General features: G+C 68.7%; 20 protein-coding genes. 9 read left to right on the forward strand and 11 right to left on the reverse strand.

The window, feature by feature from the left end; all coding sequences use genetic code 11:
* Positions 1-10 precede the first annotated feature (10 nt).
* Both C5C07_RS08545 and C5C07_RS08550 read right to left on the reverse strand, forming a co-directional pair.
* The gene (locus C5C07_RS08545) at positions 11-2,008 is read right to left on the reverse strand and encodes a hypothetical protein (protein ID WP_115804884.1); all 1,998 of its coding nucleotides are present in this window, start codon (positions 2,006-2,008) and stop codon (positions 11-13) included.
* 157 nt (positions 2,009-2,165) lie between these two features.
* Positions 2,166-2,999: an MBL fold metallo-hydrolase gene (locus tag C5C07_RS08550; RefSeq protein ID WP_004976740.1), complete on the reverse strand. Its 834-nt coding sequence runs from the start codon at positions 2,997-2,999 to the stop codon at positions 2,166-2,168.
* Positions 3,000-3,482: 483 nt separating this feature from the next.
* On the opposite strand from C5C07_RS08550, the gene C5C07_RS08560 reads away from it, so the two are divergent.
* Positions 3,483-3,932: a TIGR00725 family protein gene (locus C5C07_RS08560; RefSeq protein WP_050459124.1), complete on the forward strand. Its 450-nt coding sequence runs from the start codon at positions 3,483-3,485 to the stop codon at positions 3,930-3,932.
* Between the two features lie 18 nt (positions 3,933-3,950).
* On the opposite strand, the gene C5C07_RS08565 is transcribed toward C5C07_RS08560, so the two are convergent.
* The 3 genes from C5C07_RS08565 to dph2 all read right to left on the reverse strand — a co-directional run bounded on the left by C5C07_RS08565 (position 3,951) and on the right by dph2 (position 7,386).
* Positions 3,951-5,552 (reverse strand): hypothetical protein, encoded by a 1,602-nt coding sequence (locus C5C07_RS08565; protein ID WP_050459125.1) that lies wholly within the window; start codon positions 5,550-5,552, stop codon positions 3,951-3,953.
* A gap of 80 nt (positions 5,553-5,632) precedes the next feature.
* Entirely contained in the window at positions 5,633-6,193 is a 561-nt protein-coding gene (locus C5C07_RS08570) for a hypothetical protein (protein ID WP_004976733.1), read from the reverse strand.
* Between the two features lie 158 nt (positions 6,194-6,351).
* Positions 6,352-7,386: a diphthamide biosynthesis enzyme Dph2 gene (gene dph2, locus C5C07_RS08575; RefSeq protein WP_050459127.1), complete on the reverse strand. Its 1,035-nt coding sequence runs from the start codon at positions 7,384-7,386 to the stop codon at positions 6,352-6,354.
* Between the two features lie 165 nt (positions 7,387-7,551).
* Here dph2 and C5C07_RS08580 point away from each other — a divergent pair, with 165 nt between their 5' ends.
* From C5C07_RS08580 to C5C07_RS08595, 4 genes are all read left to right on the forward strand, one after another.
* Positions 7,552-8,205 (forward strand): alpha/beta hydrolase, encoded by a 654-nt coding sequence (locus C5C07_RS08580; protein WP_004976730.1) that lies wholly within the window; start codon positions 7,552-7,554, stop codon positions 8,203-8,205.
* An 80-nt stretch (positions 8,206-8,285) separates the two neighbouring features.
* Positions 8,286-8,660 (forward strand): YlbF family regulator, encoded by a 375-nt coding sequence (locus C5C07_RS08585; RefSeq protein ID WP_004976728.1) that lies wholly within the window; start codon positions 8,286-8,288, stop codon positions 8,658-8,660.
* A gap of 64 nt (positions 8,661-8,724) precedes the next feature.
* Entirely contained in the window at positions 8,725-9,342 is a 618-nt protein-coding gene (locus tag C5C07_RS08590; protein WP_050459128.1) for a division plane positioning ATPase MipZ, read from the forward strand.
* A 26-nt stretch (positions 9,343-9,368) separates the two neighbouring features.
* Positions 9,369-9,992, forward strand: a complete 624-nt coding sequence (locus tag C5C07_RS08595) for a hypothetical protein (protein WP_004976723.1) — start codon at positions 9,369-9,371, stop codon at positions 9,990-9,992.
* A gap of 18 nt (positions 9,993-10,010) precedes the next feature.
* On the opposite strand, the gene C5C07_RS08600 is transcribed toward C5C07_RS08595, so the two are convergent.
* On the reverse strand, positions 10,011-10,277 hold the full coding sequence (locus tag C5C07_RS08600) for a hypothetical protein (protein ID WP_004976721.1): 267 nt from the start codon (positions 10,275-10,277) through the stop codon (positions 10,011-10,013).
* A 73-nt stretch (positions 10,278-10,350) separates the two neighbouring features.
* Positions 10,351-11,283, reverse strand: coding sequence for a peptidylprolyl isomerase (locus C5C07_RS08605; protein WP_004976719.1), 933 nt, complete (start codon positions 11,281-11,283; stop codon positions 10,351-10,353).
* A gap of 155 nt (positions 11,284-11,438) precedes the next feature.
* On the opposite strand from C5C07_RS08605, the gene C5C07_RS08610 reads away from it, so the two are divergent.
* The 4 genes from C5C07_RS08610 to C5C07_RS08625 are packed head-to-tail and all read left to right on the forward strand — an operon-like array spanning position 11,439 to position 14,323.
* Positions 11,439-11,906: a hypothetical protein gene (locus C5C07_RS08610; RefSeq protein ID WP_115804885.1), complete on the forward strand. Its 468-nt coding sequence runs from the start codon at positions 11,439-11,441 to the stop codon at positions 11,904-11,906.
* A gap of 1 nt (position 11,907) precedes the next feature.
* Complete coding sequence (locus tag C5C07_RS08615; RefSeq protein WP_115804886.1) at positions 11,908-12,618, forward strand: hypothetical protein; 711 nt, start codon at positions 11,908-11,910, stop codon at positions 12,616-12,618.
* Positions 12,615-14,039: a hypothetical protein gene (locus C5C07_RS08620; RefSeq protein ID WP_115804887.1), complete on the forward strand. Its 1,425-nt coding sequence runs from the start codon at positions 12,615-12,617 to the stop codon at positions 14,037-14,039. The genes C5C07_RS08615 and C5C07_RS08620 overlap by 4 nt, the downstream gene beginning before the upstream one ends.
* On the forward strand, positions 14,036-14,323 hold the full coding sequence (locus tag C5C07_RS08625) for a hypothetical protein (RefSeq protein WP_050459133.1): 288 nt from the start codon (positions 14,036-14,038) through the stop codon (positions 14,321-14,323). Before C5C07_RS08620 ends, C5C07_RS08625 begins: the two co-directional genes overlap by 4 nt.
* Positions 14,324-14,337: 14 nt before the next feature.
* Here the strand turns inward: C5C07_RS08625 and C5C07_RS08630 are convergent, their stop codons facing one another.
* The 4 genes from C5C07_RS08630 to C5C07_RS08645 all read right to left on the reverse strand — a co-directional run bounded on the left by C5C07_RS08630 (position 14,338) and on the right by C5C07_RS08645 (position 15,490).
* Positions 14,338-14,553, reverse strand: a complete 216-nt coding sequence (locus C5C07_RS08630) for a hypothetical protein (protein WP_115804888.1) — start codon at positions 14,551-14,553, stop codon at positions 14,338-14,340.
* 136 nt (positions 14,554-14,689) lie between these two features.
* Entirely contained in the window at positions 14,690-14,890 is a 201-nt protein-coding gene (locus tag C5C07_RS08635; protein WP_115804889.1) for a hypothetical protein, read from the reverse strand.
* Positions 14,891-14,999: 109 nt separating this feature from the next.
* Positions 15,000-15,233 carry a hypothetical protein gene (locus tag C5C07_RS08640; RefSeq protein ID WP_115804890.1) on the reverse strand — a complete coding sequence of 78 codons (234 nt, stop codon included), beginning with the start codon at positions 15,231-15,233 and terminating at the stop codon, positions 15,000-15,002.
* Entirely contained in the window at positions 15,230-15,490 is a 261-nt protein-coding gene (locus C5C07_RS08645; protein WP_004976702.1) for a cytochrome C oxidase subunit IV family protein, read from the reverse strand. Before C5C07_RS08645 ends, C5C07_RS08640 begins: the two co-directional genes overlap by 4 nt.
* Between the last annotated feature and the right edge of the window lie 6 nt (positions 15,491-15,496).

The raw sequence follows: 15,496 nt of genomic DNA on the forward strand, positions 1-15,496 counted from the left end.
CTCGGTCGGGCTACTCCGCCTCGCCGTCGTCGTCGCCGCCGGCGGCCGGGCCGCCGCCCATGCCGGTTCCGAACGCTCCCGCGAGGCGTTCGCGGAAGGTTTCGAGTTCGGCGACGGTGTCGTTTAGCTCTTGGATGTCGTCGCGCAGGGCCTCGATTTCCTCGTCGGCCGCGGCGTCTTCGACCCGCGATTGAACGTCCGCGAGGCGGTCGTCGAGGGCCTCGCGCGTCTCCACGATATCTCCGTCGAGTTCGGCGATGTCCTCGCGGATGTCGCCGACCTCGGCGTGGAGCGTCGAGGCCTGTTCGGTCGCTTCCGCGGCGCTGTTTTCGGTCCCTTCGAGCCGCTCGACGGTCTCGTCTAACCGACCGGCGATGTCGTCGAGGCGCTCACGGACCGTCACGAGTTCCTCCTCGCGCTTGGCGAGCGTCTCCTCGACGCTGTCGAGGCGCGCGGAGCCGGCGTCGATGTTCCGCGAGGCGGTTTCGAGCCGCTCGCCGTGGTCCTCGAACCGACCGTCGTGGTCGTCGAGGCGGCCCTCGACGGCCTCGAACTGCTCGTTGTGGGATTCGAGCCAGCCGTGGTGGTCGTCGAGCGTGCCGTCCGCGGTTTCGAGGTCGGACGCGAGGCCTTCGAGCCGGCCGTCGTGGTCGTCGAGGCGACCTTCGGCGTCCGCGACTCGCGTCGCCACGCGGTCGGAGCGCTCGTCGACCGCGGCGATGGTCTCCTCGGCCGCGTCGAGCCGGGAGGTCGCGTCGTCGACCGACTCGACCGCGCCGTCGACCATCGAGTCGAGGGCGTCGAGGTCCTCGCGGAACGCGGTCATCTCGGCGCGGAACTCGGAGACGAGTTCGCTCCCGGTCCCCTCCTCGTCGATGAACTCGGCGAGCGCGTCGGAGTACGCCGCGAGGTCCTCCATCTGCGACTGGAGACGGCGGATGCGAACGTCGGTGCTCCGGCGCGTCTCGGCGTCGACCGCCTCGCGCAGGACTTCGATGTCCTCCTCGTCGGCCGACCCCGACCGAATCTCGGCCGCGAGCGCGCCGACGAGGGTGTCCGCGTCGGCCGCTGGTGCGCTTCCGGCCGCGTCCGCGTCGCCGACCTCACCCGACTCGCTGTCCGACGGTTCGGCGTCCGCGTCAGCGGTGGCGTCCGCACCGGCGTCGGCGTCGACATCGGGCTGTTCAAGATGCGCGGTGACGGCCGGCGCGGTGTCGGTGGCGACCGCGCGCGGGCCGGTTGGGTCGGCGGAGCCGTCGTCGGTTTCCGCGTCGTCGACTTCCGCGTCGTCGCCGAGAACGTCGGCGTCGACCTGGCTGACCTCGCCCGCCTCGCTGTCCCCGTCGTCTTCCCCCTCGAAGGCGGCCGCGAGGTCGTCGTCGGTTTCCGCGTCGTCGATGAGTTCGGAACCGTCGGACGCGGCGGAACCCGCCTCGGCTTCGCTCTCCAGTTCGGCCTCTAGTTCGGCCTCAACGGGCTCGTCGGCGGCGGGTTCTTCGAGGACGACTTCCCCTTCGTCCTCGCCATCCGCGTCGGCGTCTGACTCGTCGTGGAGCGGTTCGCGGTTCCCCGCGAGCACGTCTCGAACGAGCTGACTGCGGTCCTCGCCGAGGATGTCGTCGATGTCGTCGGGGTCGATACCGCCGTCGACCGGGATGCGTTCGAGCGTCGGCTCTTCGAGGAAATCCGTCTGGTCGTGGCCGTCGGTGATGCGGATGCCGTAGACCGTCACGAGTTCCTCGCCGGGGTCGAGCGTCCGCTCGTACTCGACGCGGTGGTCCTTGTAGGCCGTCCAGTTGTCGCTCTCGAACTCGGGGTGGAACCCGACGCTCTCCATGGGAAACGACTCCGGAATGCGGTCGATGACCCGGATTCGGGTCGCCTCGTCTCGCGTCGAACTGATGACGAACTTGATAGCGGGAACGGGAAACTCGTCGGCGGCGAAGGTCTTTTCGACCGTAACCTCGCCGTCGGAAACCGATGTAACCCCTTCGGACTCGCGGCTCATGGCCGCCACTTTCCCGACATCCATTATAAAACAACCGGGGGCCGTGGGGCTACCCCGCCGCGGTCTCTCGATTCGACCGTTTCGACGCGGTGACTGTCCGCCTGTGTCGACCGTCGCTAAAAGGGCCGTCGCGGGAAACGCGGTTCTGGACGCGACCTCAGAGGTCGACGCGGTCGCCGATTTCGACGAGGTCGAGCGAGCGCGGGGCCTCGAAGCTCTTTGCGTGGTGGTGCAGCACCTTCGGGTCGGCGGTCATGCCCTTCCACATGTCCCAGTGGGTCGGCACGAGGCGGTCGAGGTCGAGGTCGCTGGCGGCCTCGATAATCTGGTTCTCGTCGTTGTACCACTTCGTTCGAATCGGCTCGCCCGTCTCCTTGTCGGGGATGTTGCCGATGGTCCCGAACGCGAGGATGCCGAGGTCGAGGTCGTATCGCTCGCCGATGTCGGCGAACTCCTCGGCGGGCTTGGTGTCGCCGCCGTGGATGAACGTGCCGGACTCGTGTTCGAAGACGTAGGCGACCGGGTGGCTCGCGTCGGGGTCGTAGGCGGGCTCGACGTGGACCGTGAACTCGCCGATTTCGACGCTGTCGCCCTCGGTGACCTCCTCGAACTGGTCGTCGGAGAGGTCGTAGTCGTCGAACCACGCTTCGTCGTCGTAGGCGACGGCGAGCGAGTCGTCGGGGGCGACGAACGTCGCGCCCGTGTTCTCGAGGATAGGTGCCTGACTCGGGCCGTGGACGTGGTCAGTATGCTCGTGCGTGGCGAGGACCGCGTCGGCCTCGGTCACGTCCTCGGGGTCGAACGGGACGGGAATCATGCGGACCGTCCGCGGCGGGTCGCCGATGCCGACGTACGGGTCGACGAACAGCGTCGTGCCCTCGCTGCCCTTGATGACGAACCCGTTGCATCCCAGATACCAGATGGCCACCGTCTCGGGGTCGGCCGATTCGACCGCGCGCGGGAGCCAGTCGCTCCAGTCGCTGACTGTCATAGACACGTGTCCTCGCGCGGGGGGACTAAGCGTTGCGCTCTCTCGCGTTCGACCCGTCGCGACAGTCGCCGCCGCGGGCGACACTCGTCGGTGGCGCGTCCGAGAATTCGGACGATTTCCGTACGATACGAGAAAATACCGTAGAACGCAATAGAATCGGGTGGTGTATGTGGTGTATAAGGTAGTACCCCGACAAGATATTTAGTGTAGGCACACATGGCATCAATTACCATGTCAAGGACTCACAAACAAACGGCGGATTTCTCGTCGATGGCTCGGACGATGCGCGCGTGCGGTGCGTGGGAAGCGGTTTCCCCGCTGGACGACGACGCACGGCGAACAGACGAGTTCTGACGCGACCGAACACCGACGCGGCCCCGCACTTATCTTCTTCGACGCGGTCCGATACTCCATGCCCGCAGCAATCAGTCACCACGGCGAGCGCCGAGCGGACACCGCAGAGCGCGGAGCGGAGGGTTCGCCGTGCGCGTGAGCGTCGTCGGCGGCAGCGTCGTCCCCGACCCGGTCGAAACTATCGCCGAAGACGTGGGCCGCCTGCTCGCTCAGCGCGGCCACACGGTCGTCTGCGGCGGTCTCGGCGGCGTCATGGAGGCAGCTTGCCGCGGCGCAAAAGACGCCGGCGGCACGACCATCGGCGTCCTCCCGGGAGAGGACCGCGACGAGGCGAACCCCTACGTCGATATCGCCGTCGCGACCGGTCTCGGCCACGCGAGAAACGCGCTCGTCGCCATGAACGGCGACGCCGTCATCGCCATCGACGGCGGCGGCGGAACCCTCTCGGAAATCGGCTACGCCAACGTCTTCGACCGCCCCGCGGCCGGGCTCAGAACCCAGCAGGTCGGCTCGCTCGACGGGTTCGAACCGTGCGACTCGCCGGAGGATGCCGTGTCGTTCATCGAGGACGCGGTCTGAGAATCGGACCGTGCCGCGCTACGCGTCCGCGACGCCCTCGTCGCGTTCGACGCAGTCGCGGAGCAGGTCGTCGACGACGGTCTCTCGGAACGACTCCCAGTCGGTCGTCGACGTCCAGAGCCGACCCGCGTCCGTGGGTTCGAGCGCGTCGCGGCCGCGTTCCCGCTCGCGCGTCGTGACGAACCCGTTCGCGGTGAGTCCCTCGACGGCCACGTCGAGGCGCGGGGCGAGCGCGTTCGAGAGCCGCTTTTCGAATCGGTCGCCGGTCACGCTATCGCGAGCGACGCCCACGCAGAACGAATCGAAGGCCGACCACGTCTCCTCGTCGCGCGCGCCGGCGACGATGCCGTGGTGTTCGGCGCGCTCGCGGAGTTCGGCGGCGACCGCGCGACGCGTCCGCTGGCGGGAGCGCGGCGGGCCGCCGGCGAGGACGGACAGAATCGTGGCTTCGAGGTCGCCCAGCGGCGAGAGCGCGTGGCCGTCGAGTTCGAGAGGTGACTCGCCCGTCGCGTGGCCCGCCTCGTCGAGCTCCGAGAGGCTCGTCGCGGCCTCGGCGGCCCGTTCGGTGAGGTCCGTCGTCCGCTCGGCGACCGGGCCGGCGGCGGCCGAGAGCTGCGCCCGGGCGTCCAGATAGGCGTCGAGGTGCGCCTCGAAGCGGTCGAGCGACTCGAACAGCTCGATGGTCGCCCGGTCTTCGAACTTCCCGAAGCGCGCCTCACAGCTCGTTCGGAAGCGGGCGACCAGTTCGCCGGGGTTCTCCTCGACCGACGCGAGTAGGCGGCTCTCGTCGTCGAGCCACGCGTCGAGCGCATCGAGCACCGCGTTCGGGTCGCGCGTGTCCTCGGGGTCCGGGCGGGGTGCCTCGGACTCGACGAGGTCCGCGAGCTGCTCGCGGGCGCGCCCGACGTAGGAACTCATCGCGCCGAGCGGCGAGTCACCGTTGGAGCGCGCCCCGCGAGCGCCCGCGGTTCGGCCGGCGCGGGAGTTCGGACGTGACCGAGATTCGCCGCTGGCCTCGGCGAGCGCGTCTCGCAGGTCCGACAGGGCGATTCGGAGCTGTCGGGCGACGGCGGCGGCCGCGGGGCCGTCGGCGACGCGGCGGAACTCGGCGAACGCGTCGGACGCGGCCTCGACGTCGGAAACGAGGGTCCGGAGGTCGTCGATGGCGGCGAGGTCGGGACGGTCGGTCGCGGGGACGGTCAGAAGCGAGACGGTCCCGCGGTCGAGTTCGCCGCCGTCGACGAGGGCGGTTCGCGCGGCGTAGAAGGCGGCGGCGACCTGCGGGGGCGCGCCGGCGAGGTTCACCCGTACGTCGCCGTCCGCGGCCGCCTCGCGGAGCAGGTCGGTCGTCGCGGCGTACAGCTCCTCGAAAGAGCCGGTGAAGGGGAGCCGTGCCTCGTCGAGCGTTCCCCGACCGGCGAGCCGTTCGCTGACGGCTTTCGCGGCGTGTGCGCTCGCTCGCGGCGCGCCGGGTGCGCAGTCGTCCGGGTCGCGACCCTGCTCGGGGTCGGCCTCGTCGCGGACCAGACGAACCCGGTCGGCATCGACGTCGCCTGCTTCGAGCGGGGTGACGACCCGCTGCACGTCGAGTCCGAGGACGGAGAGGTGGGTCGTCGGCATCTGTCTGACCCATTCGCTACCGGTACCCTGAATGTTGTGGTGGCTCCTGAGAGTCGCCTGTCAGAAGCGTCGGCGCGGGGTCAGGACCACGAGCGGTAGAGGTTGCGTCCGATGACGCCGAGCCCGAGCGTGTCGACGACGAACAGGATGACGCCGCCGATGATGGGGACGAGCGACAGGACCGCCGCGACGAGCGCGCCGACGACGAGCGAGACGCCCAGCGAGGGCGGCCCGCCGGAGGCGACGCCGGTCACGAGCGACCCGAGGAGAACGGTTGCGAGCGCGCTCCCGACGATACTGAGGAGAATGAACGCGAGGAACCCCGGAATCGCCACGAGGAGGCCGATGATGGTGATTGCGAGGAGGACGAGGACGATGAGGCCGCCGATGCCGACGCCGAGACCCCAGAGGAACGACCCGCCGGGGTCGTCCCGAATCTCGGCGATGGCGTCTCTGGTGTACGCCGGGGCCGCGGCGACGAGGATGCCGCCGACGACGAGGTCGATGAGGAAGCTCCCGCCGGCGCGGAACACCGGCGAAAGCTGCTGTGCGGATTCGAGGTTCTGCGCGGCGGCGGTTCCCGCGAGCGCGAGGACGCCGAGCAGGCTCAGGAGGGCGGTTCGTGTTCGTGGAGGGACCATACGTGTCCGTCGAATGGCGACCCGTATAGGTATTCTGGATGGACTGTCAGGAAATCGGATACGTCCGAAGCGAGGCGGAAGAGTCGAAACAGGACGCTCCCCTCGGCGGCGTCGCGAGAGCCACGCGCCGGGGCGGGGCGCTCACCGGGAGTCTCGGGCTACCAGGTGCCGTGGAACGTGTCGAACTGCAGGGAGTCGAGGGGTTCGTCGCCGACGGCGATGCGGTACTCCTGCGGCGTGAGCATCGGCTTGTGGAAGCGCGGGCCGTCGTCGGTCGTGATGCGCGGACAGCCGGTGTTGACGAACGCGTCCATGTCGAAGTTCCGGAGCCTGTCGGGCGTCACCTCGTCCATCGTGATGAGGTAGGCGTTCTCGTTGTCCTCCAGAATCTTCTCGGCGATTTCCATGCGACCCTGGCCGATTTTCGTACAGAAGATGACGCCCCACTTCTCGGCGTCCATCGCCTTGTGGACCGAGGCGTAGCGCTGTTTCATGAACTTCCGCGTGTCGGCGATGGTGACGACGTTGTTGACGGGGTCGGCGATGACGACGTTCTTGTCGGGGTGTTCCATCGCGAGGCCGAGCGGGTGGAACTTGCCGCCGCCGACGTAGAGCACGTCGTCCGCCGGGATGTCCGCGGAGGCGTAGTTGCAGCCGAGGACCTGTCCCTCGTAGGTGAGGCGGTCGTCGCCCTTGCGGGTCTGAACGGTGTAACCGCGCTCTTCGAGCCAGTCGCACATGTCCTCGAAGCGGTTCATGTGCTGGGCGGTGGTGACGAGACCGACCTCGTCGCCCTCGATGTCGTCGAGCGCGTCCTCCATGATGGGGAAGGGGTCGACGTTGGAGAACAGCGGGACGTAGATGATTTTGTCCGACTCCTTCATCGGCGAGTGGCCGAAGTGGACGAACACGTCGGTCCGCCGCATGAGGTAGGTGTCGAGGTCGCACGCGCCGTAGCACGGCTGGCCGGAGAGCATGAACGTCACGTCGTCGTCGCAGAGCTGTCGGAGGTCGTCGGCGACCGCCGGGCCGCGGCGCTTCAGTCCCTCGGGGAACTGGAGGCCGACGCGCTTGGCGTCGCGCTCCTCGATGGCTTCGACGATCTGTTCGAGTTCGTAGTCCCACTCCCGGTCGTGCTTGAGCGACATCCCGGTGTTTCGAAGGTCTCCCTCCGAGGTGGCGTCCTGACTCATTGCCCCATCGTTGCGGACGGAGCCGTTTAACCACCGCGCTTCCCCACGAATGAGCGTCACACACCCGCACGCACGCCGAAGCGAACCGCGGCGTCGACGGCGGCGTCACCCGGTTACCCCGTTGTCACTCGGGGATTCAAGACTCGCCGCGGCCTACCGCCGTCCATGTCCGATATCCCTCTCGAACACGTCCACGTCGAACCGTCGGAACCGGGCGACGGGCCGGCTCCCGCCGTCGTCCTGCTCCACGGCCGCGGCTCGAACGAACAGGACCTCCTGTCTATCGCACAGGAGTTCCCCGACCACGTCCACGTCGTGAGCCTCCGCGCGCCCGACCGCCTGCAGGGCGGCTACACGTGGTACGAACTCGACCTCTCGGAGGGCGGCCTCCACCAGAGCCAGCCCCACGCCGAGCAGTTCGAACGCTCGCGGAACCTCGTCCGCGAGGCTATCGCCGGGGCGGTCGAGGCGTACGACATCGACCCCGACCGAATCGGCCTCCTCGGGTTCAGCCAGGGCGCGATTACCAGCCTCTCGCTCCTCCTCGACGACCCCGACGACTACGCGTGGGTCGTCGCGCTCCACGGGTATCTCGCGGACTCCCACGCCGACCTCGAACCCGAGGGCATCGCCGGCAAGCCGGTGTTCGTCGGTGGCGGGTCGATGGACCAAATCATCCCGTCCTCGCGGGTCGAACGCGCGGCCGACCGCCTCCGCGAACTCGGCGCGGACGTGACCGCGAACCTCTACGGCGCGCCCCACGGCGTCAGCCCGGACGAACTGCAGGACGTGGTCGCGTTCGTCGAGTCCCACGTCTGAGCCCTCCACAGGGGCGACCGCTCGCCCCCTCTCCTTCCCTGTTCGGCAGGTTGAAACCGCTCGCACCCCAACGCGCGGCTATGAGCACGCAGACGACGCGGCTCGAAGAACTCGGGCGCGAACTCGGCGAGGCCATCGCCGACCATCCGAAGTACGAAGCCTACGAGGAGGCGAAGGCCGCCGTCGAAGCCGACGACGACGTGCAGGAACTCATCACGGAGTTCAACCAGCTCCGCGAGGAGTTCAACGTGGCCCGACAGATGGGCGAAGCGACCCAAGAGGGGCTCCGAAAGGTCCAAGCGGCCCAAGAAGAGCTCCACTCCGAGCCCGTGATGGAGGAGTACCTCCTCGCGCAGGCCGAACTCGTCGGCGAGTTGGAGAAGATTAACGAGGCCATCTCGGAGCCGCTCGCGGTCGACTTCGGCGGCGAGGCCGGCGGCTGCTGTAACGACTGAGGCCAACTCGACGCGGCCCGTTTTCGCCGCAGGTTCAAGTACCAAGCCGGGGCCAGCCCCGGCTATGTTGGCAATCGCGGGCGGTAAGGGCGGCAGCGGCAAGACCACCACGACCCTCGGACTGGCGAGCGCGCTCGACGGCCCGGTGCTCGCCGTCGACGCCGACAGGGACATGCCGAACCTCCACGCGATGGCCGGCGTGGAGCGCCGAGTGGACGCCGTCTCGGGCAAATCGGTGTGCGAGCCCTCGGTTCGGTCGCACCCGACCGACTCGACCGTTTCCGTGCTCCCGGCACCCGCCGGAACCGACGACGACGCCTTCGAGCGGTGGCTTCGTACCGCCGCGGACGACGAACGTCGCGCGGTCGTCGACTGCCCCGCGGGCGCTGGGCCCGATGCCGCCGTCCCGCTCCGCGTCGCCGACGCCGTGGTCGTCGTGTCGCCGCTGTGCGCGCCGGCGCTCCGCGACGCCGCCAAGACGGCCGCGATGGCGCGGGCGCTCGGCACCCCCGTCGTCGGATGTGTCGTCTCGCGGTCACGAATGGCTCCCGAGGCGGTGTCCGACCTCGTGGGCGCGCCGGTGCTCGGGACCGTTCCGGAGGAGTCGTCGCCAGTTCTCACCCGTCCGACAGTTCGGGCCGCGTACCGTCGAATCGCCGACAGGATACCGGGGAAGAAGTAATATGAGCGACTTCCTTACACTGGGGTATGTCTCGACTGGCGACGGGAATCGACGTGCTCGACCGCCAACTCGGCGGGGGCATTCCCGCGGGGAGCATCGTCCTCCTCGCCGCCGACCCGGCCAGCCAGTCCGAACTGTTCTTACACGAACTGACGACCACGCGGGGGACGCTGTGGCTGACGACGATTCGCTCGGCCGAGGCCGTCACCGACGCGCTCGAACGGAACCCCGGTCCGACCGGAAACCCCACCGTGCGCGACGTGGGCGGCGACGCGCCGCTCGACACGGCGAGCAGTCTGGTCCGCGACCTCCCGGAGGGCGCGAACCTCGTCATCGACGTGGTGGACGTGCTCGAACGAAGCGAGGGCGCTCGCTACCGGAAGTTCCTCAACGACCTGCAGACGCACATGGTCAACACCCGCGGGCTGACCGTCCTCCACGGGCTGAAAGGCGAGTCAGTCCCGGACAACCGCGACCTGACCGAACACATGGCCGACGTGGTGTTCGACCTCGACACGAAGATAGACGGCTCGGAAATCGTCAACCGCCTCGCAGTCCCCAAGTTCCGCGGGGGCCGCGCACTCGACGAGACCATCAAGCTTCGGCTGGCGGAGCGCGTCACCGTCGACACCAGCCGCGACATCGCCTGAGCGAGGCCGAGTCGCCGCTCAGAGCGCGAAGAACCCGAACGTGCCGAGCGTGACGGCCGCGATGAGCGCCATCCACGTCCGGGCGGACAGCGCCGCGCCGCGGGAGAAGACGTAGGCGAAGTACGGTGCGAGCGGGGAGAGACGGTAGATGAACGGCACCTCGATTCCGGCGCCGTACTTGAGCGAGAGCGTCAATGCGACGGTACAGAGCCCGGCGACGAGTGCGACTTTCACGTCTGTGAGGTCGCGGAACTCGGCCGTCGCGTCGTCGTCTGACGAAGCCATAGCTACGAGGCGGTCGGAAGGCGAGTATCAAGAAGCCGCCGATTCGCCGAGACGGCGAGGGCGGCGGACTCGCTTACTCTTCGTCGGCGTCGAGTTCCGCGGCGAGTTCGTCGGCGTCGATGTCGACGTCCTCGATGGCCTCTTCGATGTCGGCGCCGCCCGCGCCGCCCATCATACCGCCGAGGCCGCCCATGCCGCCCATGCCGCCCTCGATGGTCTCCTGGACGATGACGCGGTCGATGTCCAGCCGCTGCATGATGTCCTGCGCGATCTGCTGCTTGGAGAACATCCACTGCTGGTTCATCGTCATCTGGGGCGTCGCCTCGATGTAGAGCGTGTCCTTCTCGACGGTGACGGTCTCCGTCTCGGGCTCGGCGTCCTCATCCTCGTCGTCGTCGGACTCGACGACCTGCTCCTCTTCGACCTCGTCCGTCTGAATCCAGACTTCGGGGGCCTGCTGGAGGTACATGCCGAGGAGGCCGGAGGCCTGCTCCTCGCGGTCGTCGACGAGTTCGAGCACTTCGTACTCGTATTCGAGGTCCTCGCCGGCGAGGGGGTGGTTGAAGTTGACGCGGGCGCGACCGCCGATGATGGTCTCCAGACGGCCCTGCTCGCCGTCGATGGTGACCTGCGCACCGGGGTAGCGGTCGTCCTCGTCGATCTTGTTGGCGCTGACCGTGCGCACGTCGTCCTCGTCGTACTCGCCGAAGGCGTCGACCGCCGGAATCTCGACGGTCCCCTCGTCGCCGGCCTCGGCGCCGATGAGTGCCTCGTCGACCTCGGGGAAGACGTGGCCGGCACCGACGATGACGACGCGGGGCTCGAACTCGTAGCCCTCGACGTCGATCTCGGCCTCTTCGGCCACTTCTTTGTCCGTCGTGTCGACGACGTCGCCGTCCTCGATCGTTCGCACCGTGTACGCGAGGCGGACGAAGTCGCCGTCCTGAATACCGGACTCGACCTCTTCATCGACCTGCTCGGCCTCCGCCTGCTGTTCGTCGCTCATACACGCTACGTGACTCGTGCGACCCTTAAGAATCACGTTTCGCCGCCGCGACGCGTTCGAGGCGGCCGACGCCCGGGAACTCGACCCCGAGGGCCGCTGTGGGGTCGAATCGCTTATATCATTGTCAATAGTTATAGAAAACGAGGCGTGTTCACATGGCACAGACTGGCTTGTTCCTCGGGTTCGTCCTCGGCGTCGTACTGCTGGCGCTCACCGTGTTTCTGACCGGCCGCGGCTGGCGACACTACTCCGTCACGAGCGTTCCGACTCCGACCGGCGGGGGTTCGGCGGGGAGCGGGAGCGGAAGCGGAAGCGACTCGCGTCGCTGGGCCGACGACCCGACGGTGCTGTCGCTCGTCTTCGTCCTCGCGGCGCTCGGCTTCGGCGCGATGGCGGTGCTGTTCGTCGGCGGGAGCGCCATCCCCGAGAGCGTGACGAACGTCGCCGGACCGGCGCTCGTCGCCGGGACGCTCGGGGTCGTCGTCGCGTACCTCTTCTACGGGACGTACCACGCCGCGCGGGGGCACGGGCTGGCGCGGTCGCAGGCGGCGCTCCTCGGTTCGTGGGTCCTCGGCCTGCTGTTCGTCGTCGGCGTCGCCCTCAGGTTGGTGGGCCTCCTCTGAGATGGCGACCTCGTACGCGGGGCGACTCGACCCGCGACACGCGCCGCGGTTGTGGTGGCTCGCGGCGCTCTGCTGGGTCGAGGCGCTCGCCGTCGGGGCGTACCTCTACGCCGCGCCGGAGCGCGTCGAGAGCCTCCGGTACCTGTTCTACCCGTTCGTCTGGATAACCGTCGGCGCGGCGGCCGTTCTCTGGACCGACCCGCCGCGAGCGAGCGGCCGAGCGCGACTCGCCGCCGGGGGAGTCGCCGTCGCGTACTTCGTGACCCTCGCGTCGCTGGCCGGGTTGGTGTCCGTTGACTTCGCTGCGCTCCTCGGCGGGAGCCACGGACACGTCGCGACCGCGCGGCACCCGACCGGCTGGCAGTTCTCGCTCGCCGCGCCGGGGTGGGGTCCGCGGGTCGGCTACGCCGGCGAAGTCGTCTCCGCGATGTTCGTCCCGTACCGCGTCGCCGGCTACCTCGCGCTCGCGTACCTCGTCTACGCCGCGGTCCTCGACGCGGCGAAGAGCGCGCTCTCGGGGGCGCTCGGGCTCGTCTCGTGTGTCGGCTGTACCTTCCCGCTCGTCGGCGGTCTGGTCGCGGGCGCGGCCGGCGGCACCGGCGTCGTGAGCGCACTCCGGGCGCTTTCGGTCGACATCTCGACGCTGGTGTTCGTCGTCGCCGCGGCCCTACTCGCGTTCGGACCGTCGCTTGCGGAGCGGGCGCGACGATGAGCGAGCGCGACGGCTCCGCGGTCGGCGTTGCGGTTCGACGCGGTGCCGTCTGGACAGTCGCGCTGGCAGTCGCGTCGCTCATCTGTTCGGCTCCGGCGCTCGCGCACGCCGGCTCGCTGGCCGGGTCGCTCCGCTCGGTTCCGGCCCCGTTCTGGCTCGTCGTCGTCTCCGGCGGCGGCGTCGTCTGCGTCTCCTTCCTGCTGTCGGCGTTCGTCACCGACGACGAGACGCTCGACGCCTTCGAGCGGGTCGGCGTCCGAATCGGAGGACTCGCCGGGGCCGTCGCAACCGCGGCGGTCGCACTCAAACTACTCGGCGTCGCCGCGCTCGTCCTCGTCGTCGCCTTCGGGCTGTTCGGACCGCCCGTCGGCATCGCCAACCTCGGCGTCCTGCTCGTCTGGGTCGGCTGGTGGGCCGGATTCACGATGGTCACCTACCTCGTCGGGAACGCGTGGCCGCTCGTGAACCCGTGGCGGACGCTCGGCGCGGCGCTTCGAGGTCGGTTCAGGGAGACGTTGGGGCTGTCACGGTCGTACCCCGACCGGCTCGGGTCGTGGCCGAGCGTCGTCGGCCTGCTCGGACTCGTCTGGCTGGAGGTCGTCAGCCCGCTCGCGGCGGACCCGCGGGCGCTCGCGGCCGTGGTCGTCGCGTACAGCCTGCTTACTGTCGGCGGCGCGGTCGTCTACGGCGACGCGTGGTTCCGCCGCGCCGACCCCGTCGCTCGGGTGTTCCGGCTGTACGGCCTGCTCGCTCCGGTCCAGCGGGGCGAAGACGGCGGCCTCTCGGTTTCGGTTCCCGGCGCGGGACTGGCGCGCGCCCGCGAGCGACTGGGAGCCGACGACGTGGCCTTTGTCGTCGCGCTCCTCTGGGTGACGACGTTCGACGGCCTCGTCGTCACCGTCGCGTGGGGTCGCGTCCTCGACGCCGCGGCTCCGGTTCCCGCGTGGCTCGCGAACCTCGTCGGAATCGTCGCCGGCTTTCTCGTCTTCCTCGGCGGCTACCGGCTGGCGGCGCGAGTCGCCCGCGGAACCGCCGACACGTACGTGACCGTCGGCTTCGTCGCCGGTTGGTTCGCGCCCGCGTTGGTCCCCATCGCCGCCGGCTACCACCTCGCGCACTTCCTCGGCTACGTCGTCGGCCTCGCGCCCGCGCTGGTCGCGGTCGCGGCCTCGCCGCTGTCGCCGCCCGCGAACCCCTCGGTGCTGGTCGTTCCGGCGTGGTTCGGCGGCCTCCAGTTGGCGTTCGTCGTCCTCGGTCACCTGCTTTCGGTGTGGGTCGCCCACGCCCGCGCGTTCGACCTCTTTCCGGGTCGCCTGCAACCGCTCCGGAGCGAGTACCCCTTCGTCGCCGTCACGGTCGGCTACACGATGGCGAGCCTCTGGGTCGTCGCCCAGCCGACGGTCGGGGGTGTCGCAGGGTGAACCGCGAGAAATCGGCCGTCGTCCCCGAGACCGTCGTCCCCGACGGCGAGACCGCGGCGGCGACGTGTCCCTACTGCGACCGCCCGTTCCGGCGGGAGCGACTCCGAGACCTCCACGTCGGCGACGCGCACGAGGGACTGAGTGACGGCGAAGCCGCGGCGTACGAGGCCGCGGTCGAGGCAGAGGACGAAGAGCTGTTCGTCTATCACCTGAAGGTCGCTGGCGCGCTCGGAGTGGTCTTCACGGCGCTGTTCCTGCTCGCGGTCGTCGGGTTCAGCCTGTGACGGGGCCGGAGAGTTCAGGCGTGACCGCTGTCCCCGCCGTGTTCACCTTCGGCGGGGTCGGGCAGGCGCATCACGACGCCGGTGAGGACGCCGACGCCGGCCAGCGCGACGACGCCGCCGACCACGACGAACGATTCGCTTGCGCCGACCGCCTCCGAGACGAGGAGGACCGCGAGTCCGAGGACGACGGCTCCGAAGGCGGCCGCGAGTGCGACGGTAGTCCGATTCATGCGTAGTGTTACCACGGCAAAGTCAAAGAAGGTACGTGCGAGTGCGGAGGAGGAAAAAGAGATTCTGTCGAAGCCCTCAGTTACGGATAGTTTTCTGCGGTCGTGCTGAATAGAGGGCGCGGATTTATTGACTGTGTTAGAACCAGTCGTTCTTCTTGAGATAGAACATCGCAATTCCACAAGCCAAGCCACCTGCAGTTCCCTCGATGACAGCACCAGTCAACCCACCGCCGAAGAGAACCGTTTGGATGGAGCTAACGACTACTACCCAGACAACAACGTTCGTGAAGACGAATACCCACGGATTCTCTAAGCCGAAATGACGGCTCTCGTTCATATGTCAATTACTGACTTCAATAGTAAATGCGTTCCCTGCCTGTATCACACAGTTCTATCAGCTTCTAACGAGTTCGACAGAGCCACAGAAAGAGACGAATAGCGCCCAGTCAGGCCGCGTTCTCGCCGGTCGTCGCGGCGGCGACGACGAGCGCGAAGACTGCCACCGCGATCACGAGACCGGGGCCGACGACAAGCGGGTCGGTGAGTCTCCCGGGCGCGACGCGGGTCATCATGACGGTCACGCCGACGCCGACGGGGACCGAAAACAGGAGGGCGTAGCCGACCGCGGTGAGGGTTTCGCGGGAGCGCCAGCGGGAATGGGAGTCGGCTCGCACGGTCACAGGAGCGAGTACGACGCCGCGAGCGTGAGCGCCAGCGCGGCCACGAGGCCGATGCCGACCAGATACGTCAGCGAGCGCGGCTCGAACCGGAGGTGCTGGAAGTACGCCGCGACCAGCACCGCCTTCGCGGCCGACAGGACCATGATGACGCCGAAGGCCAGCCAGTAACTCAGCCCGGCGAACTCGACCAGCACCTGGACGGTCGCCGAGACGAACAACACCGCGTAAATCGCCGTATAGAGTTTCGTTGATACCATTTCTGT

Source organism: Haloferax sp. Atlit-4N, assembly GCF_003383025.1.
GTDB lineage: Archaea > Halobacteriota > Halobacteria > Halobacteriales > Haloferacaceae > Haloferax > Haloferax gibbonsii.